Source organism: Demequina sediminis (genome assembly GCF_030296675.1).
Lineage (GTDB): Bacteria > Actinomycetota > Actinomycetes > Actinomycetales > Demequinaceae > Demequina > Demequina sediminis.
Genome location: NZ_AP027736.1, coordinates 1,586,564 through 1,604,632 on the forward strand (window position 1 = coordinate 1,586,564; position 18,069 = coordinate 1,604,632).

15 protein-coding genes, 1 tRNA gene and 1 pseudogene are annotated in these 18,069 nt (G+C 71.0%); 4 read left to right on the plus strand and 13 right to left on the minus strand.

Features of this window, described 5'->3' with window-relative positions:
• Positions 1-24: 24 nt before the first annotated feature.
• The 5 genes from QUE44_RS08085 to QUE44_RS08105 form a co-directional block, all read right to left on the minus strand.
• Entirely contained in the window at positions 25-1,452 is a 1,428-nt protein-coding gene (locus tag QUE44_RS08085; RefSeq protein WP_286214010.1) for an HNH endonuclease signature motif containing protein, read from the minus strand.
• Between the two features lie 65 nt (positions 1,453-1,517).
• Positions 1,518-4,037: a glycoside hydrolase family 65 protein gene (locus QUE44_RS08090; protein ID WP_286214012.1), complete on the minus strand. Its 2,520-nt coding sequence runs from the start codon at positions 4,035-4,037 to the stop codon at positions 1,518-1,520.
• Positions 4,034-4,786: an HAD family hydrolase gene (locus QUE44_RS08095; protein WP_286214013.1), complete on the minus strand. Its 753-nt coding sequence runs from the start codon at positions 4,784-4,786 to the stop codon at positions 4,034-4,036. The genes QUE44_RS08090 and QUE44_RS08095 overlap by 4 nt, the downstream gene beginning before the upstream one ends.
• 149 nt (positions 4,787-4,935) lie before the next feature.
• Positions 4,936-5,508: an aminoacyl-tRNA hydrolase gene (gene pth, locus QUE44_RS08100; RefSeq protein WP_286216723.1), complete on the minus strand. Its 573-nt coding sequence runs from the start codon at positions 5,506-5,508 to the stop codon at positions 4,936-4,938.
• 76 nt (positions 5,509-5,584) lie between these two features.
• Positions 5,585-6,172: a 50S ribosomal protein L25/general stress protein Ctc gene (locus QUE44_RS08105; protein WP_286214015.1), complete on the minus strand. Its 588-nt coding sequence runs from the start codon at positions 6,170-6,172 to the stop codon at positions 5,585-5,587.
• Between the two features lie 496 nt (positions 6,173-6,668).
• Between QUE44_RS08105 and QUE44_RS08110 the strand changes: the two genes are divergently transcribed.
• Together QUE44_RS08110 and QUE44_RS08115 are read left to right on the plus strand one after the other, a co-directional pair.
• Positions 6,669-7,181: a DUF1206 domain-containing protein gene (locus QUE44_RS08110; protein ID WP_286214016.1), complete on the plus strand. Its 513-nt coding sequence runs from the start codon at positions 6,669-6,671 to the stop codon at positions 7,179-7,181.
• Between the two features lie 5 nt (positions 7,182-7,186).
• Positions 7,187-7,912, plus strand: a complete 726-nt coding sequence (locus QUE44_RS08115; RefSeq protein ID WP_286216724.1) for a phosphatase PAP2 family protein — start codon at positions 7,187-7,189, stop codon at positions 7,910-7,912.
• Here QUE44_RS08115 and QUE44_RS08120 read toward each other — a convergent pair.
• The 5 genes and pseudogenes from QUE44_RS08120 to QUE44_RS08140 all read right to left on the minus strand — a co-directional run bounded on the left by QUE44_RS08120 (position 7,858) and on the right by QUE44_RS08140 (position 14,242).
• Positions 7,858-8,910, minus strand: a complete 1,053-nt coding sequence (locus QUE44_RS08120; protein WP_286214017.1) for a glycosyltransferase family protein — start codon at positions 8,908-8,910, stop codon at positions 7,858-7,860. The genes QUE44_RS08115 and QUE44_RS08120 overlap by 55 nt on opposite strands.
• Entirely contained in the window at positions 8,907-11,420 is a 2,514-nt protein-coding gene (locus tag QUE44_RS08125) for a sodium-translocating pyrophosphatase (RefSeq protein WP_425557951.1), read from the minus strand. The genes QUE44_RS08120 and QUE44_RS08125 overlap by 4 nt, the downstream gene beginning before the upstream one ends.
• A gap of 101 nt (positions 11,421-11,521) precedes the next feature.
• Positions 11,522-12,502 carry a ribose-phosphate diphosphokinase gene (locus QUE44_RS08130; protein ID WP_286214018.1) on the minus strand — a complete coding sequence of 327 codons (981 nt, stop codon included), beginning with the start codon at positions 12,500-12,502 and terminating at the stop codon, positions 11,522-11,524.
• Positions 12,499-14,045: pseudogene (gene glmU, locus QUE44_RS08135) on the minus strand (bifunctional UDP-N-acetylglucosamine diphosphorylase/glucosamine-1-phosphate N-acetyltransferase GlmU). Before glmU ends, QUE44_RS08130 begins: the two are co-directional and overlap by 4 nt.
• Positions 14,046-14,170: 125 nt before the next feature.
• Positions 14,171-14,242, minus strand: a tRNA-Gln gene (locus QUE44_RS08140).
• A 108-nt stretch (positions 14,243-14,350) separates the two neighbouring features.
• Between QUE44_RS08140 and QUE44_RS08145 the strand changes: the two genes are divergently transcribed.
• Positions 14,351-14,947, plus strand: a complete 597-nt coding sequence (locus QUE44_RS08145; RefSeq protein ID WP_286216726.1) for a TetR/AcrR family transcriptional regulator — start codon at positions 14,351-14,353, stop codon at positions 14,945-14,947.
• Between the two features lie 63 nt (positions 14,948-15,010).
• Complete coding sequence (gene mscL, locus QUE44_RS08150; RefSeq protein ID WP_286214019.1) at positions 15,011-15,406, plus strand: large conductance mechanosensitive channel protein MscL; 396 nt, start codon at positions 15,011-15,013, stop codon at positions 15,404-15,406.
• A gap of 7 nt (positions 15,407-15,413) precedes the next feature.
• On the opposite strand, the gene QUE44_RS08155 is transcribed toward mscL, so the two are convergent.
• From QUE44_RS08155 to QUE44_RS08165, 3 genes are read right to left on the minus strand one after another with little or no spacing between them, the layout of a single operon-like run.
• A complete protein-coding gene (locus tag QUE44_RS08155; RefSeq protein WP_286214020.1) occupies positions 15,414-16,346 on the minus strand; it encodes a 4-(cytidine 5'-diphospho)-2-C-methyl-D-erythritol kinase in 933 nt (310 codons plus the stop codon).
• Entirely contained in the window at positions 16,343-17,206 is an 864-nt protein-coding gene (rsmA, locus tag QUE44_RS08160) for a 16S rRNA (adenine(1518)-N(6)/adenine(1519)-N(6))-dimethyltransferase RsmA (RefSeq protein WP_286214021.1), read from the minus strand. Before rsmA ends, QUE44_RS08155 begins: the two co-directional genes overlap by 4 nt.
• A gap of 5 nt (positions 17,207-17,211) precedes the next feature.
• Positions 17,212-17,937 carry an aggregation-promoting factor C-terminal-like domain-containing protein gene (locus tag QUE44_RS08165; protein WP_286214023.1) on the minus strand — a complete coding sequence of 242 codons (726 nt, stop codon included), beginning with the start codon at positions 17,935-17,937 and terminating at the stop codon, positions 17,212-17,214.
• Between the last annotated feature and the right edge of the window lie 132 nt (positions 17,938-18,069).

Genomic DNA, 18,069 nt, shown 5'->3' on the forward strand with positions numbered 1-18,069 from the left:
TCCGTCTCGGTTGGCCGCGTCGCCCTATGTGCGCCTCACGCCCAGCGTGTCGAGGCGCGGCGACGTCACCCGGTCGAGCCTGACGCGCGCCTGGTAGCCCTGACGTGGGGTGCGCCGCGGGTCCACAGCGGCCGGAGGCACGAACTCGGGGCTCCCCCGCCTCCAGCGGATCGCCCACCCCTCGCGATGGATCCAGTGGTGACACCCGACGCACAGCATGATCCCGTCGCGCACGTTCGTCAGCCCGCCGTACTGCCACTCGTGGAGGTGGTGCACGTCGCAGAAGCGCGGCGGCGCTCCGCAGAACGCGCAGCCCCTGTCCCGCTCGGCGATCGCGCGGCGCTGCGCGGCGGTGAACAGACGCTTGGCGCGGCCGTGGTCGAGGATCTCGGAGCCCATCCCGAGCACGGTCGGCACCACCTCCGCGTCGACCGCGTGCCTGCGCAGCACGCCCACGGGGATCGGCATCGTGATGCCGTCCACCGTGCCGTAGCCGTCGCCCGCCCGCAGGTCCGCAAGCGACACGCGAATCGACACCGTGGTCCTCACGGCATCGTGGGGCTGGCGGCAACCCGTCGCGTGCCGCCCCAGCCAGCCGAGCGCGTCGGCGCGCAGTTGCGCGGTGGTGGGGCGATCTCCAGCATCCTGCCCGCCCACACCGTCATCTCGACGCGCCCGCAGCGCGTGCGCGACGTAACCGTCCACCGCCGCCATCAGCGGGGCGGCCGTCAGCGGATCGAGCATCGCGGACACGAAGACCATGCCGTTGGCCTCCTCGCGAAACGACGCGAGGCGCGACGCGTGCAGCTCCTCGTAGTTCTCCTCGGCCACGCGAGCCGGCGTGAGCCCGGCCTCGAGCTGCGCCACCAGCGCGCGCACCGAGCGCAGCGGTAGCGCCACCGCCCTGTCGACAGCGACCCGCTCGACGCGCGCGAGCGGCTGGCGCCCGAGCGGCGTCGCGCGCACCGCGGCATCCACGGGCACCCCGTCGCCGTCGCACGCGTCCGGATGGCGCATCAGCACCCCGCGCAGGAGCACGAACGCATCGGGGCTGAGGTGGCGCTCGCGCGCCGCCCACGCCAGGTGAGGCAGCACGGCGGCCCCGCCGGGGGCATCGTCCACCCGCCCCTCGAGCGCCGTGCCCAGGACGCGCAGCCGCTCGGCCTCCGCGACCGTCCCGCCCGTGAGGCTCGCGACGAGCTGATCCGAGCCGCGAAAGCCGCGCCGACGCGCCAGCCCGCTCGCGCCCTGACCGGAACGCGCGCCGACCTCCGCCGTGACCCGCGCGAGCATGAGGTCGACCTCGCGACGGCGGTCGACCAGATCACGCGCGAGCGCGGTGAGGTCCCAGTCCGTGAGGTCGCCCGCCGCGTCGACGCGCGCGCGCAGTGCCTCGCGGACGTCGAGCGCACCGCGTGCGTCGCGCACCTCCGGCACCGCCATCGTGGTCATGGAACAAGTCCATCACCACCCACCGACAGCGAACCGGACAATCCGGACAGTCGTCCCCACGCGGGCTACTCGCCCTCGGCCTCCTGCTCGACCACGGCGGGAAGCGACGCCGTCACGACCGACCCGTCTGCGCGCATCGTCCCGTGGAACGCCGCCGCATCCGGGGCGCCCCTCAGGCGCGGCCCCTGATCCGGAAGGTCGACGACCACGTCCTCGCCGCGCAGGATGCTCACGCGCTCGCCGCGCACCATGACGGTGAGGCCCTGGCCCTCCTCCACGGTGAACGCGATCTCGTGCTGACGCAGCGTCACGAGGAGCCGCGTGCCGCGCTGGGTGAGCCGGAAGCGCATCTCGGGCCAGCTCGCCGGGAGGCGCGGGTCGAACGACAACACGCCGCCGTAGTCGCGCATCCCGCCGAAGCCGTGGACGAGGGCGGACCACACTCCTCCCGCCGACGCGACGTGCACGCCGTCGGCGGTATTCGAGTGAAGGTCAGCGATGTCGACGAACAGCCCGTCCCAGAAGTAGCGCAGCGCGAGCTCGTGATAGCCCACCTCGGACGCCATGATCGACTGCACCACACCCGACAGCGTCGAGTCGCCGGTGGTGATGGGGTCGTAGTAGTCGAAGTCCGCCTTCTTCTCCTCGGCGGTGAACTGGTCGCCCTGGAGGAACAGCGCGAGCACCACGTCCGCCTGCTTGAGCACCTGGAAGCGGTAGATCACCAGCGGATGGAAGTGCAGCAGCAGCGGCCGCTTCTCGGGAGGCGTGTTCTCGAGGTCCCACAGTTCGCGCTCGTGGAAGAGCGCGTCCTGCGGGTGGATGCCCAGGTCCTCGTCCCACAGGATCGCCATGGCCTCGGCGGCGGACTCCCACTCGACCACCTCGGCATCGTCGAGGCCAAGCCGCGCGACCATCTTGCGGTACTGGTCGGGCCACAGCGAGGCCAGCTTGCGGACCGATGCCGCGGCGGAGCGGAGATTGGAGCGCGCCATGACGTTCGTGTAGAGGTTGTCGTTGACGACCGTCGTGTACTCGTCCGGGCCCGTGACGCCGTGAATGCGGAAGCTTGAGCCGTCGCCCTTGAGGTTGCGCCAGAAGCCCAGGTCGGCCCACATGCGCGCGGTCTGCACCAGGATGTCGATGCCCTCACGCGCGAGGAACTCGTCGTCCCCCGTGGCCTTGACGTACTTGTCGATCGCGAAGGAGATGTCGGCGTCGATGTGGTACTGCGCGGTGCCCGCCGCGTAATACGCCGAGGCCTCCTCGCCGTTGATGGTCCGCCACGGGAAGAGCGCGCCGTGCTGCGCGAGCTCGCCCGCGCGATCGACGGCCTTGGGCAACATCGTGTACCGATACCGCAGCGCGTTTCTGGCGATCCCCGGCGACGTGTAGACGAAGAAGGGCACCACGTAGATCTCGGTGTCCCAGAAGTAGTGGCCGCTGTAGCCGGAGCCGGTGACTCCCTTGGCAGGCACGCCCTGACCGTCGCCGCGGGCGGCAGCCTGCGCGAGTTGGAAGAGGTTCCAGCGGATCGCCTGCTGCACGCGGTCGTCGCCGTCGACCTCGACGTCGGACCGGGACCAGAAGTCCGCGAGCCAGTCCTCCTGGTCCTTAAACTGCTTGGCCACGCCCTCCGAGCGCACGCGCGAGAGCGTGCGGTGACAGCGGTCCCCCAACTCGCGCGCGGGCACCACGCGGGACGAGTGGTACGACACCACCTTGGTGAGCGTGAACGTGCGCCCGGGCGCCGCACGGAAGCGGAAGACGGCCTTCGCGTAGTCGGGCTGGACCTCGGTGTCGCGCTCCACCTCGCCGTCGAACTCGACCTCGTGCTCCATCGCGACCGCGAGCGTCATGCCGGAGTTGGCGCACTCGTAGCCGAGCATGAGGTGGTCCCCGTGCGCACGGTGGATGCGCGGCTCGAGCACGCGCTCGCTGAGCGACTCGGACTTGCGCGGGTCGAATGCCGCGGACGCGCCGGGGCTCGAGCGGTACTCGTCGGCCCCCGCCTGGCGGTTGAGGAGCTGCGAGGAGATCGCGACGGGCGCCTCCTTGTCGAGCAGCGTCACCTCGAACTGCATGATCGCGAGGTGACGCTGGACGAACGACACCATGCGCCGCGAGCGCACCCGCACGCGGTTGCCCGCGGGGGTGCGCCACAGCAGGTCGCGCGTGAGCACCCCCGTGCGCATGTCGAGCGTGCGCGAATACTCGGGCAGGTCCGCGACCGAGAGCAGGAGGGGCTCGTCGTCGACGTAGAGGCGGATGGTCTTGGGGTCCGGCACGTTGACGATGGTCTGGCCGGTGCGCGCGAAGCCGTAGGCCTCCTCCGCGTGGCGGATGCGCCACGTCTCGTGAAAGCCGTTGATGAACGTGCCGTGCGCGTGGGCGTCGTGGCCCTCCTCGACGTTGCCGCGCAGCCCGAGGTAGCCGTTGCCGACCGCGAACAGGGTCTCGGTCGTGCCCATGTCGGACGCGTCGAACTCCGTCTCGACCAGACGCCACGGGTCGGCGGGAAAGCGCAGGCGGTCGACGTAGTCGGGAGCGCTCGTGTCGCCGAGCGCGCGGTGCGCGGCCTTCACCGCGCCACCAGCTCGGCAAGGTCGGTGACGATCACGTCGGCGCCGCCCTCGAGCAGCTCCTCGGCCCCCGCGCCGCGATCGACGCCCACCACGAGGCCGAAGCCGCCGGCCTTGCCGGCCGCCACGCCCGACATCGCGTCCTCGACCACGACCGCGGCCTCGCGCGGCACGCCCAGCAGCTCGGCGGCATACAGGTAGGTGTCGGGAGCGGGCTTGCCCGCAATGCCGTGGTCCGCCGCGAGCTGACCGTCGACGACCACCTCGAAGCGGTGCGCGAGTCCCGCCGCGGCGAGCACGGCCGGCGCGTTGCGCGAGCTCGAGACCACCGCCATGGGGCAGCCGATCTCCTCGAGGTGATCGATGAGCGCGACCGAGCCGGGGTACGGCGTCACACCCTCGTCCCGCAGGATCGCGGAGAAGGCCTCGTTCTTGGTGTTGCCCACGCCGCAGATTGTCTCGGTGCCGGGGGCATCGTCCGGGCTTCCTTCCGGAAGCGTCACGCCGCGCGAGGCGAGGCATGCGCGCACACCGTCGTAGCGAGGCTTGCCGTCCACATGGGCGAAGTAGTCCGCGTCCGTGTAGGCAGGCGTGATGCCATGCGCGTCGAAGTAGTCGGTGAACATGCGCCACCAGGCGGCCATGTGCACGTCGGCCGTCGGCGTCAGCACACCATCCAGGTCGAACAGCGCGGCCCCAAAGCTCGCGTCGGGCGCGAGCGGGATGCGCCAGGGGCTGGTCTCGGTCGTCACGGGGTCTCCCTCCAGCTCGAGAGGCGGCCGGGGGGACCGCACTCAGTCGAACGCGCGTGCCCCAGGGTCATCCGGCGGCACGCGCGGCTCGTCTCATCGATACTAGCGACGCCCTCCCCCGTGCTGTCGAGCCGGTGCCGTCCGTCCGATCAACCCTTGGTGTGGAACCTCATCTGTGCGGCCTCGACGCCGGAGGCGAGAATCTCCTCGACGGCGTCCGCGGCATCGTCCACGAGGAACGGCAGCTCCTTGCGCTCGGCGGCGGAGAACGGCTTGAGCACGAACGTCGCGGCGTCCATGCGCCCCGGCGGGCGGCCGATGCCGACGCGCACCCGCACGTAGTCGGGGGTGCCGAGCGCCTTGGTGACGTCGCGCAGCCCGTTGTGGCCGGCAGAGCCTCCACCGCGCTTGATCTTGACGGTCCCGAACGGGATGTCGAGCTCGTCGTGGACCACGATGACCTCGGTCGGGGCGACCGAGTGATACTTCGCGAGCGAGGACGTGGGGCCGCCCGAGAGGTTCATGAACGACATCGGCACGCCGATCACGACGCCGCGGCCCGCCAGCCTCACGGTCGCGGATCGCGTGTGCGTCTTCTTGTTGACGGCGAGCCCTCCCCCGCCGCGGCGCGCGAGCTCGTCCGCCACCATCGCGCCAACATTGTGCCGCGTGTGCTCGTACTCGGGACCGGGATTGCCCAGGCCCACCACGAGGTCCGTCACGTCGATGTCCTCTCCCACAGACGACGACGCCCGGCGCGCCCACAGGTGGGCGAGCCGGGCGAACATCGAGATGCGCTTACTCCGCGGCGGACTCGGCGCCCGCCTCGTCGTCGTCGCTGGCCGCGCCGCGCGGGGCCAGCACGGTCACGACGACCGCGTCGGGGTCCGTCACGAGCGTCGCACCCTTGGGCAGCGGAACGTCGGACGCGTGGACCTTGGTGCCCTCGGTGAGGCCCTCGATCGACAGGTCGATGCCCTCGGGAAGGTCGGTCGCATCGGCCTCAAGCTGCAGCGAGGAGTACTCGGTGACGTGAATGGTGCCGGGGAAGGACTCGCCCACGATGTGCAGCGGCACGTCGACGGTGATCTTCTCGCCCTTGTTCACGAGCTGCAGGTCGACGTGCTCGATGAGACGGCGGACCGGGTCGCGCTGAACGTCCTTGACGATCGCGACGAGCGAGTCATCCTCGAGCTTGATGGTGAGCAGCGCGTTCGAGTGCTTGAGCGCGAGCATCGTGTCGTGCGCGGGGAGCACGATGTGGACCGGCTCGGTGCCGTGGCCGTAGATGACGGCGGGCGTCTGGTGAGCGGCGCGAGCACGGCGGGCCGCGCCCTTGCCGAACTCGGTGCGCTTCTCGGCGGTGAGCGTGAGCTTGTCGGACATGAGGTCTCCTCTTGCGTCAGATGGGGCCAAGGCAAGGCAGGGCTGCACGCATCTGCCGCGTCGATCACGCCGGGTACGCGTCCCAGCCTCGCCGAGGAACTGCGCTACTTTACCCGACGCGCGGCACCCCGCGCCACTCGCGGGCAGGAGCGGAGACGAAGCCGGGGCCGGGTGGGCGGAATGCGCTCGGCGGGAACGCCGTTGGAGGGAGCATGGCCACCTCATCGGCGAGTAGCGCCCGCGCCGGAACCTCGGGCGACATCTGGGAAAAGCTGGCACGGGCGGGATACGCCGTCTCCGGGGTCCTTCACCTGGTCATCGGCTTCGTGATCATCCGCATCGGACTCGGTTCGGGGGCGAGGCGGACTCCGACTCCGCGCTCCAGAGCCTGCGCGATGCGCCGGCGGGTGCCGCGATCCTGTGGGCCTCCGCCGCGGCGTTCGTCGCGCTCGCGCTGTGGCAACTCGCCGACGCGCTGCGCGGCCGCGGCGACGGCATGGACCGTGCCAAGGCGGCGGGCAAGGCCGTCCTGTACGGGGCCCTCGCGCTGTCGGCCGCGTCGATCGCGAGGGGCTCGGGCGGCGGCTCGAGCGGCGACCAAGAGGCGCAGGGCCTCGCCGCGACGCTGATGGGTGCGCCCGCCGGGCGGATCCTCGTGGCCGCCGTGGGGGTCGGCCTGCTCGCGGGCGCCGTCTATCACGTGCACAAGGGTGCGACCAAGAGATTCCTGCGGGACCTCCGCGCGCTGCCCGGTCGCGAGCTCGGCACGGGAGTACGTGCGCTCGGCACGGTCGGCTACATCGCCAAGGGCATCGCGCTCGGGGTCGTCGGCGTGCTGTTCGCGCTGGCCGCCCTGACCGCCGATCCCGACAAGGCGCAGGGCATCGACGGCGCCGTCGAGCAGTTGCTCGACCTGCCGGGCGGCGCCGTCATCGTCGTGCTCGTCGGAGCCGGCTTCGCCGCGTACGGCCTGTACTCGTTCGCCCGCGCGCGCTACGCGCGGATGTGACGGCGATGCACCCCGGACCCGGCGCCGTCGCGCCCACCGCGGCGCAGGCGGGCCGTGCTCTTCTCACGCGCGTCCTCGTCCCCACGGCGGTCCTCTGGATCGTCGTGGTGGGAGCGGGATTCGCTCTCGCCGCGCTCGACGTCTCCGAGCGCGACATCAGCCAGTGGTTCGTCGACAACCGCACTCCCACGCTCGACTCCGTCACCGCCGTGGTCTCGGGTCTCGCGGACACGCAGGTCATGATCGCGACGTGCCTCGTGGTCGCGGGACTCGTGTGGTGGCGGACGGGCCAATGGTGGTTCGCGGTGGTCCCCCCGCTCGCCCTCTCGCTCGAGGCCGCCGTGTTCCTCACGAGCTCGATCGTGGTGGGCCGCGACCGCCCCGACGTCGACCAGCTCGACCACGCCCCGCCCACCTCGAGCTTCCCGAGCGGCCACACGGGGGCTTCGGCCGCGGTGTACCTCGCATTCGCGCTCATGGCGACGCGGATTCGTCATGCAGGGCTGCGCGTCGTGGTGATCGTCGTGTGCGCGCTCGTGCCGGTCGGGGTCGCGCTCGCGCGCGTCTATCGCGGCATGCACCATCCCACCGATGTGGTCGCGGGTCTCGCCGTGGGAGCGACGTGCGCACTCATCGCATGGTGCTGGCTCCCCGCGCGCGACCAGTCCTCGGGGATTCAGTCCTCGGGGAACCAGCGCGCGAGCGCGGCGGAGAAGCGCTCCTCGAACTGAGTGTCGTCGTGGTGGCGCCTGAGCCAGCCCACGAAGTCGCCACCCGCGACAGCGTCGAGCTCGGCGCGGCAGCCCGCGGGATCCGTGACGGCGCGCAGCAGCAGGTGCTCCGCGGATGCCGGGTCGGCATACAACAGCGGGTAGCCGGCGGGCAGCAGCGCCCTCGCCCAGGGACGGTCGGGGAACACCCCGACCGCGCCGGCCACCATCGCCTCGACGTACTCGAGCCCGTAGGACTCGTCCCGCGCGGTCGCGAGGAAGGCCGTGGTGCGGGCGAGCCGGTAGTAGTAGTCCTCGCGCGTCGCGGTGAGGGGCCCGACCCACGCCCAGTCCTTGCGCGACAGGCGAATCGCGTCCTCGGAGATGAGGTGCGCCTCCTCAAGGCGCATCTCGACGCGAATCGGGGTGCGCCGACGCACCCTCTCGACCACGTCGAGGAACAGTCGCGGCTGCTTGCGCTCGGACAGCCGAATCGCGGGATAGAGCACCACCGGCACCGCCGGTTCCTCGCGAGGCTGCACGTGGCCCAGCCGGATGCCCAGGTTGGACCAGTCGATGCGGGCCCCCTCGGCGAGTGACGGGACCGTTAGCGCCGCGACGATCTCGCGTACCTCGGTCGCGGTGCGCTCCGAGTTCGCGAACGTGGGAAACAGGGCGCACGCGAGGGCCAGCGAGGCGCGCTGGACGGGATGGGTGAACTGCGACGTGTTCCACCACACGAAGTTCGCGATTCGCGGCTCGGCGCCGCCCGCGGCGAGCGTGCGCCACACCGCGGGCGAGCTCACCACGTCCATGTTGATCACGACCGTGGTGCGCGGGTCCACGAGCGCGAGCGGCACCACGGCGAAGCCCTCCGCCCGCTGCGCCCGCGGCCCCACGAGAGCGGCCCCGGGGAAGAGCCGCTGGAGGCGGCGCACCAGGGTGGCCCGCGCATCGTGCCCCGCGACGCGACCCTCCACGACGGTCACGCCGTCGCAGAGGATCGCGACCGCGGTCATGCGCGCGCCGCGGCCTCGGCCGAGCGACCGCCTGCCACCTCGTCACCGGACGATGCGGGAGCGGCCTCCCCGGCATCGTCCCTGTCCCCCTCGAGGCTCGCGCGAATGCGCATGCCGTAGAACGAGCGATGCACGAAGAACGCGGAGGCCGCCAGGAATGCGGCCGCGAGCCAGTACACGAGCACCTGATTGCCCTGCGCCGTGAGACCCACCGCGAGCTCGACCGCGAGCAGGCCAAACAGCGTCGTGAACTTGATGACCGGGTTGAGCGCGACCGAGGACGTGTCCTTGTAGGGGTCGCCCACCGTGTCGCCCACGATCGTCGCCTCGTGGAGCGCGGTGCCCTTGGCGTGCAGGTCCACCTCGACGATCTTCTTGGCGTTGTCCCACGCCCCTCCCGCGTTCGCCATGAAGATCGCCTGGTAGAGGCCGAACAGCGCGATCGAGATGAGGTAACCGATGAAGAAGTAGGGCTCGACGAACGCGAAGGCCAGCGTCGCGAAGAACACCCCCAGGAAGATGTTGATCATCCCCTGCTGCGCATACTGCGTGCAGATCTCGACCACGCGACGCGAGTCCTCGGTCGAGGCCTTGGACGCGCCGTCGAGCCGGATCGTGTCCTTGATGTACTCGACGGCTCGGTACGAGCCGGTCGTGACGGCCTGAATCGACGCGCCGGTGAACCAGTAGATGGTCGCGCCGCCCGTGATGAGGCCGAGCAGGAACGGCGGATGGATGAGCGAGAGGTTCTCGATGCCCGTCGTGAGGCCGTCGGTGAGCGAGATGATGATCGAGAAGATCATCGTGGTCGCACCCACCACCGCGGTGCCGATGAGCACGGGCTTGGCGGTGGCCTTGAAGGTGTTGCCCGCTCCGTCGTTCTCCTCGAGCATCTGCTTCGCGCGGTCCCACTGGGGGTCGATGCCGAAGTCGCGGCGCAGCTCCTCGTCGATGCCGTCGACCTCCTCGATGACGGACAGCTCGTAGACGCTCTGCGCGTTGTCGGTGACCGGGCCGTACGAGTCGACCGCGATGGTCACGGGCCCCATGCCAAGGAACCCGAACGCGACGAGCCCGAACGCGAACACCGCGGGCGCGAGCATGATCTGCTCGAGTCCCAGCTCGGAGATGAGATACGCGCCGCCCATGAGCGCCACGATCGCCATGCCCAGCCAGTAGCCCGAGAAGTTGCCCGCGACGAGTCCCGACAGGATGTTGAGCGACGGCCCGCCCTCGCGAGAGCTCTTGACGACCTCGCGCACGTGGCGGCTCGAGGTCGACGTGAAGACCTTGACGAGCTCGGGGATGAGCGCGCCGGCAAGCGTGCCGCACGACACGATGGTCGCGAGCTTCCACCACATGCCGTCGGCCATGTCGCCGATCACCCAGAACGCCGTGAGGTACGTCGCGCCGATCGAGACGGCGGAGGTGAGCCACACGAGCGACGTGAGCGGGTGCTCGAAGTCCATGCGCGTCGCGCTCGCGTAGCGGCGCCGCGCCCAGGCGTCGTTGAGGAGATACGACACGGAGGACGCGAGCAGCATCGCGGCGCGCACCGCGAAGATCCACACGAGCAGCATCGCCTGGATGCCGGGGTCGTGGACAGCGAGCAGGAGGAACGTCACGAGCGCGACACCCGTGACCCCGTAGGTCTCGAAGCCGTCCGCCGAAGGGCCCACCGAGTCGCCCGCGTTGTCGCCCACGCAGTCCGCGATGACGCCCGGGTTGCGGGCATCGTCCTCCTTGATCTTGAACGCAATCTTCATGAGGTCGGAGCCGATGTCCGCGATCTTGGTGAAGATTCCACCCGCGATGCGCAGGGCCGCGGCGCCGAGCGACTCGCCGATCGCGAAGCCGATGAAACACGCTCCCGCGATCTCGCGCGGCAGGAACAGCAGGATCACGAGCATCATGAGCAGCTCGAGGCTGATGAGCACCATGCCGATGCTCATGCCTGCCTGGAGCGGGATGCGGTGAAGCGGTAGCGGCTTGCCATCGAGCGCCGCGAACGACGTCCGCGAGTTCGCGTATGTGTTGACGCGAATCCCGAACCACGCGACCGAGTACGACCCCGCCATGCCGATCAGGCTGAACGCGATGACCACCGCGACGCGACCCCACCCGAAGCCGACCAAGACGCCGTAGTAGAGCACGATCACCGACGCGATCACGCCCCACAGCGCGAGCAGGAACTTGCCCTGCTGGACCAGGTACGCCTTCGAGGTCTCGTAGATGAGCTCGGAGACCTCGCGCATCGACGCGTGCACCGGCAGCCGCCGGATGCGCGACAGCACGCTCACGCCGAACGCGAGGCCCAGCACGGTGACGAGCAGGCCGCCGATGAGCAGCGCGCTGCCCGAGACGCCTCCCGCGATGCTCACGTCCGACAGCTCCGGCAGCGTGAGGCTCGCCTCGCCGCCGTCGATGTGGCCGCCGGTGCAGCCGGACAGCGCGAGGGCGCCGCCGCCGGCGAGCGCCATGACAAGGAACCGGTTCCGCCTTTGGAACATTCTTACCCCTGGAATCGACCGAAATGGGGGGACGATTCGCAGGCTAGGCGCGCCGCGACGATGCGCGGGGTGACCTAGGACCTAGGCGGGCGGAGGAAGGCTCAGACGTTGCCGTCGAACAGGCTCGTCACCGAGCCGTCGTCGAAGACCTCGCGCACCGCACGCGCGATGAGCGGCGCGATCGACAGCACGGTGAGCTTCTCGAAGTTCTTGTCCTCCGAGATGGGCAGCGTGTCCGTCACCACGACCTCGGACACTCCCGAGTTCTGGAGGCGCTCGACCGCGGGACCCGACAGCAGGCCGTGCGTCGACGCGACGATGACGTCCTTGGCGCCGTTCTCGAACAGCGCCTCCGCGGCCTGGACGATCGTGCCGCCCGTGTCGATCATGTCGTCGACCAGGACACACGTGCGGCCCTCGACCTCACCCACGAGCTCGTGGACCTTGACCTGGTTGGGCACGGAGGGGTCGCGACGCTTGTGGATGATCGCGAGCGGCGCACCCAGGTGGTCGGACCACTGGTCCGCGAGGCGCACGCGGCCCGCGTCGGGAGAGACGATCGTGAGGTTGCCTGGCGAGACGCGGCTCTTGACGTAGTCCGCGAGCATCGGCATCGCCCACAGGTGATCGACGGGGCCGTCGAAGAAACCCTGAATCTGCGCGGTGTGCAGGTCGACCGACATCACGCGATCCGCGCCCGCCGTCTTGAACAGATCCGCCATGAGTCGCGCCGAGATCGGCTCGCGTCCCTTGTGCTTCTTGTCCTGTCGCGCGTAGCCGTAGCTGGGGATGATCACCGTGATGCGCTTGGCGGAGGCGCGCTTCATCGCGTCGACCATGATGAGGTGCTCCATGATCGCCTCATTGATGGGGGCGGCGTGAGACTGCAGCACGAACGCGTCCGCTCCGCGCACCGATTCGCCGAAGCGCACGTACAGCTCGCCGTTCGCGAACGTGTAGGCGGTGGTGGGGAGGAGGTCGATGCCGAGGTTCTCGGCGACGGCCTCGGCCAGCTCGGGGTGGGCCCTGCCACCCGCGAGGACCAGGCGGCGCTCGCTCGGGTTCGAGATGACGGCGTTCATGCTTCTCCCTTGTCCTTAACGGTGTGATGCGCAGCCGCGGCCCGCTCCTCTTGCGCCCCCGACGATAGTGCCCTCGCGACGGCTCCGTCCTGCGCGGCCCTGGCGGCCTCGGCGGACGGCGTGCCGGGGCGGCGACGCTCGACCCATCCCTCCACCACCTGCTGCGGGACGGCGTTGAGGGACAACGCCCCCGCGGGGACGTCGTGACGGACGATGGCCCCCGCGCCCGTATAGGCGCCGTCACCGATCTCGACGGGCGCGATGAGCGTGTTGTCGGAGCCGATGCGCACGTGGCTGCCCACATGTGACGAGGACTTGGTGACGCCGTCGTAGTTGACGAAGATCGTGCCGGCACCGATGTTCGAGTGCTCGCCCACGGTCGCGTCGCCCACGTAGCTGAGGTGAGGGACCTTCGAATGCGCGCCGATGGACGCGTTCTTGGTCTCGACGAACGCGCCGATCTTGCCGTCGGCACCCAGCACGGTGCCGGGGCGCAGGAACGTGAAGGGGCCCACGGTGGCGCCGGGACCGATGCGCGCGCCCGAGCCGTGCGTGCGGATCACGGTCGCGCCCTCACCCACCTCGACGTCGGTGAGAGTCGTGTCGGGTCCGACGGAGGCGTGCGCGGCCACGCGCGTCGCACCGTGGAGTTGCGTGCCGGGCAGCACGACCGCGTCGGGCTCGAGCACCACGCCGGCGTCGATCCACGTCGTGGCGGGGTCGACGACGGTGACGCCGTCGCGCATCCACCGCTCGACGATCCGCGTGTTGAGCGCGGCGCCCGCCGCGGCAAGCTGGACGCGGTCGTTCACTCCTCGACGGCGCTCGCGTCGGGGGCGACGAGCGCGCCCACGCGCCCGCCGGCCTCGCGCGCGAGTCCGAGCACGTCGGTGAGGTAGAGCTCGCCCTGGGCGTTGTCGGTCGTGAGGCGCGCGAGGGCGTCACGCAGGTGTCCGGCGTCGAACACGTAGATGCCCGCGTTGATCTCGCGGATCGAGAGCTCGGCGTCCGTCGCGTCACGGTGCTCGACGATCCTCAGCACGGCGCCCGTGGCGTCGCGCACGATCCGTCCGTAGCCGCTCGCGTCGGGCACCTCCGCGGTGAGGACAGTGACGGCGTTGCCCTGCGCGTCGTGCGCCTCGACGAGCGCGCCGAGCAGCGCGCCGTCGACCAGAGGCACGTCCCCGCTCGTGACGACGATCGATCCCTGCACCTGGCTGTCGAGGACGGCGCGGTCGCCGACCGCACCGGCGGCGACCGCCGCGGCGACCGTGGTCGCATCGAGCGTCGACAGCCCGCAGCGCACCGCGCTGCCGGTGCCGGGGACGGCGTCCTGATCCGCGATGAGCGCATGCGGCGCGGCCTGCGCGACGTGCGCGGCGACCGCCTCGCGCTCGTGCCGCACGACGACGACGGTACGACGGGTGTCGAGCTCCGCGGCGGCGGCGAGCGCGTGCTCCACCAGCGTGCGTCCGGCGATCCGGTGCAGCACCTTGGGGGTGGAGGACTTCATGCGCGTGCCCGCCCCTGCGGCCAGGATCATCACTGCTGCGGGTGGAGTCGGGGTCAACGGGTCTCCTCACGTAGCGAACCCCGGCGGGGCGGACGGTGGGGTCAGTCTATCCCGGCGACCGCGCCGTCCCGTCGCCGGGAGGCCGACCGTCACGGCTCCGCCCAGAGGATTCGAACCTCTACCGCAGGGCTCCAAAGGCCCGCATGCTGCCGTTACACCAGGGCGGAACGGGGCGGTCGCGCGGGGCGCGCCGCTTCCCGGGCGACCAGTCTGCCAGGATTCACGGCACACTGGACCCCGTGACCCTCGAACCACGCCGCATCCCCCGCTCGCGCATGACAGCGCGCGAGCGCCGCGAGCAGCTGCTGACCGTGGGTCGCGCTCTCTTCGCAGAGAAGGGATTCGAGGGCACGTCCGTCGAGGAGATCGCGTCCCGCGCCGACGTCTCGAAGCCCGTGGTCTACGAACACTTCGGCGGCAAGGAGGGCATGTACGCGGTCATCGTCGACCGCGAGGTCGAGGGGCTGCTGGGGGCGCTCACCGGGGCGCTGTCGCAGAAGGCGCATCCCCGCCAGCTCGTCGAGCGCGCGGCGCTCGCGCTGCTGGGCTACATCGAGGACTCCCCCGACGGCTTCCGCATCCTCGCGCGCGACTCCCCCGTCGCGCAGGCCTCGGGGACGTTCTCCTCGCTGCTGGGCGACGTCTCCGCCCAGGTCGAGGGCCTGCTCGCGGACCAGTTCCGCAAGCGTGGACTGGATCCGGCCGCGGCGCCGTTCTACTCGCAGATGCTGGTGGGCATGGTCGCGCTCACGGGTCAGCACTGGGCGGAGGTCCGCGAGCCGTCGAAGCACGTGGTCGCTGCCCACCTGGTGAATCTCGCGTGGAATGGGCTGTCCTCGCTCGAGAGGCGCCCGGATCTCCCTGAAAGCTGAGCCGCCAGTCGCTAGAGTGCTGGTGTGCGCCGGCACGGGCGCACCGCTACCTCGGGAGACGCAATGATCCAGGGATTCAAGGCCTTCATCACGCGCGGCAACGTGGTCGACCTCGCGGTCGCCGTCGTGATCGGCACCGCCTTCACCGCGGTGGTCACCGCGATCGTCACCGGCGTCATCACGCCGCTCGTGGCCGCCATCTTCGGCGAGCCCGACCTCACGTCGGTGGGCAACTTCACGGTCAACGGCGCCGAGTTCTCGATCGGCCTCGTGCTCGACGCACTCTTCACGTTCCTTACCGTCGCCGCTGCGGTGTACTTCATGGTGGTCGCGCCGCTCAACGCGCTCGCCGCACGCCGCAAGAAGGACGAGCCCGCGCCCGACGAGGCCGTCTCGCCCACCGAGATCGAGCTGCTCACCGAGATCCGCGACGCGCTCAAGGCCAGGCCCTCCGCCTGACCTCGGGTCAGTCCTGAATCACCACGGTCCCGCCGGCCGGGCCCGATGCGGTGAGCACGGCATCGGCCACCTTGGCGGCGCGCAGGTGAGCCGCGATCGCGAGCGCGTGCTGACGCGAGCGCGCGAGCGCCACCACCGTGGGGCCCGATCCCGACACGATCGCGCCGCACGCGTCGGCGGCCTCGGCCGCCTCGAGCACCTGCATGAGTCGGGGCATGAGCGCGAGGGCGGGCGCCTCGAGGTCGTTGGTGAGGGAGGCCCCCAGCGCGACCGGGTCCCCCGCCATGAGCGCCGTCATGACCTCGGTGCACACCGCGAGCTCGGAGGGCGACTGCGCGCCCTCGTCGACCCTGCGGTCGTACTCCGCGAAGACGAGCGGCGTCGACAACCCCGCGGCCTGCGTCGCGATCACCCAGTGGAACTGTCCGTGTGACATCGCCGGGGTGAGCACGTCGCCCCTGCCCATGCCGACCGCCGTGTGGCCGTGGAGGCTGAACGGCACGTCCGCACCCAGGCGGGCCGCGAGGCCAGCGAGTGCCCCGCGCGAGGCCCCCACGTCCCAGGCCTCCGCGCACGCGACGAGGGCCGCGGCAGCATCGGCCGATCCTCCCGCCATCCCGCCGGCGACGGGGACTCCCTTGACGATCCTCAGGTCGACGCCGTCCGCGATGCCGTAGGACTCCGCGAGCAGCTCGGCGGCGCGCCACGCGAGGTTCGACTCGTCGACGGGAACCCCGGCCGTGTCGATCAGCGATCCGGCCGCGGCGTCGACCGCGAGCGTGATGCGGCCGTCGGTGCGAGGAGTCGCCTCGACGATCTCCCACAGGTCGAGCGCCTGAAACACCGTCGCGAGCGGGTGGTAGCCGTCCTCGCTGCGGGGGCCCACGGTGAGCTGCAGGTTCACCTTGGCGGGCGCCTTCGCGCGGACGGTCCTGGTCATTGGTCCAGCCTGCCAGAGGCGAGAGATTCGGCAATCCGTGCGAAGTCGACGATCGTCAGCTGCTCGCCGCGCGTGAGCGGCTCGATGCCCGCGCCGCGCAGCGCCGCCTCCGCGGCAGCGGGCGAGCCCGCGAGCGTCGACAGCGCACCGCGCAGTGCCTTGCGCCGCTGCGAGAACGCGGCGTCCACCACAGCGAAGACCTCCGCCCGCGAGGCGGTGGTCGCCGGCGGCTCGCGCCGCTCCATGAGGACGAGGGCCGAATCGACACGCGGCACGGGCCAGAACACCGCCCTGCCCACGTCGCCCGCGCGGCGCACGGCGCAGTACCACGCGGCCTTCGCGGACGGCACGCCGTACGTGCGTGACCCGTGCGGGGCGGCGAGCCGATCGGCGACCTCGGCCTGCACCATGACGAGCACGCGCTCGAGGCTCGGGAAGGTCTCGAGGAAGTGCAGGATCACCGGCACGGACACGTTGTACGGGAGGTTCGCGACGAGCGCCGTGGGCGGGTCGGGCAGGTCGGCGGCGCCGATGCGCAGGGCATCCGCGGGAAGGCACGTGAAGCGGGCGGCCTCCTCGGGCGCGCGCTCGGCCACGGTGGCGGGTAGCGCACCGGCGAGAACGGGGTCGATCTCGACCGCGGTGACGTCGGCGCCCGTCTCCAGCAGCGCGAGTGTCAGCGAGCCGAGCCCAGGCCCCACCTCGACCACGTGGTCGCCCGCGCCGACGCCGGACAGTCGGGCGATGCGGCGGACCGTGCCGGCATCGACCACGAAGTTCTGTCCCCACTTCTTGTGGGGGGCGGTGTCGAGCGCCTGGGCGAGGTGACGGATGTCGGTGGGACCAAGGAGGCGCGCCACCGGCTCTAGTACCAGCCCTTAGTCTCGGAGTGGTTCCACGCTCCGCACGGCGTGCCGTAGCGGCCCTTGATGTAGCCCAGTCCCCAGCGAATCTGCGTCGACGGGTTGGTGGCCCAGTCAGCTCCCGCGGATGCCATCTTGGATCCCGGCAACGCCTGCGGGATGCCGTGCGCACCCGACGACGGGTTGTGGGCGTTGGGATTCCAGCCGGACTCGCGGGCCCACAGCGCGTCGAGGCATGCCCACTGGTCTCCCGACCAGCCATACATGTCCGCGGCGATCTGCTGACCGAGCGCGCGGGCGGTGCCCGGCGAGACGGAGGAGGTCGCGGGGACGGCGGGCTCCTCGCGCGTGCCGACCGCGATGACCTCGTCAGTCGGGGGCTCGACGGTCACCGTGACGCTCTCGACGCGCGACACCTCGACGCCGCCCACGTAGGTGACGTCGTACGTCACGACCTCGGAGCCTGCCTTGCCCTCGGTCACCACCTGCTCGGTGCCCTTCTCGAGGTTGGGGTCGTCCTTCTTGACCGAGCCCGGCTCGAGCGCGACCTCTTCAGTCTCGGTGGTCACGACCGCGGCATCGGAATCCGTGGCGATCTCGGGCAGCGCCGCGAGGTCAGCCTGAATGGCGAGCTCGCGATTCGCGTCGAGCGCGGGCACCGCGGCGGCCGCGATCGAGCCGATCGCGAAGGATCCGATCGCGACGGAGGCGCCCACCTGGGTCAGCACTCGGATCCTCGCACCGCGCCGGTTGCGGCGCTCGCGCCGGCCCCCGGGCATGGGGTTGGAACGTCGATAACTCACGTAGGTCCTCTCGTCTGCGGCCGGGCATCACAGCCGCCACGGTCGCCTTCTCTGACG

Bases quoted from the DNA above. Each gene is read 5' to 3' on its own strand.
- QUE44_RS08085 (WP_286214010.1), bottom strand. From the start codon at position 1,452: ATGACCACGATGGCGGTGCCGGAGGTGCGCGACGCACGCGGTGCGCTC.
- QUE44_RS08105 (WP_286214015.1), bottom strand. From the start codon at position 6,172: ATGTCCGACAAGCTCACGCTCACCGCCGAGAAGCGCACCGAGTTCGGC.
- QUE44_RS08110 (WP_286214016.1), top strand. From the start codon at position 6,669: ATGGACCGTGCCAAGGCGGCGGGCAAGGCCGTCCTGTACGGGGCCCTC.
- QUE44_RS08115 (WP_286216724.1), top strand. From the start codon at position 7,187: ATGCACCCCGGACCCGGCGCCGTCGCGCCCACCGCGGCGCAGGCGGGC.
- QUE44_RS08120 (WP_286214017.1), bottom strand. From the start codon at position 8,910: ATGACCGCGGTCGCGATCCTCTGCGACGGCGTGACCGTCGTGGAGGGT.
- QUE44_RS08125 (WP_425557951.1), bottom strand. From the start codon at position 11,420: ATGTTCCAAAGGCGGAACCGGTTCCTTGTCATGGCGCTCGCCGGCGGC.
- QUE44_RS08130 (WP_286214018.1), bottom strand. From the start codon at position 12,502: ATGAACGCCGTCATCTCGAACCCGAGCGAGCGCCGCCTGGTCCTCGCG.
- QUE44_RS08145 (WP_286216726.1), top strand. From the start codon at position 14,351: ATGACAGCGCGCGAGCGCCGCGAGCAGCTGCTGACCGTGGGTCGCGCT.
- mscL (WP_286214019.1), top strand. From the start codon at position 15,011: ATGATCCAGGGATTCAAGGCCTTCATCACGCGCGGCAACGTGGTCGAC.
- QUE44_RS08155 (WP_286214020.1), bottom strand. From the start codon at position 16,346: ATGACCAGGACCGTCCGCGCGAAGGCGCCCGCCAAGGTGAACCTGCAG.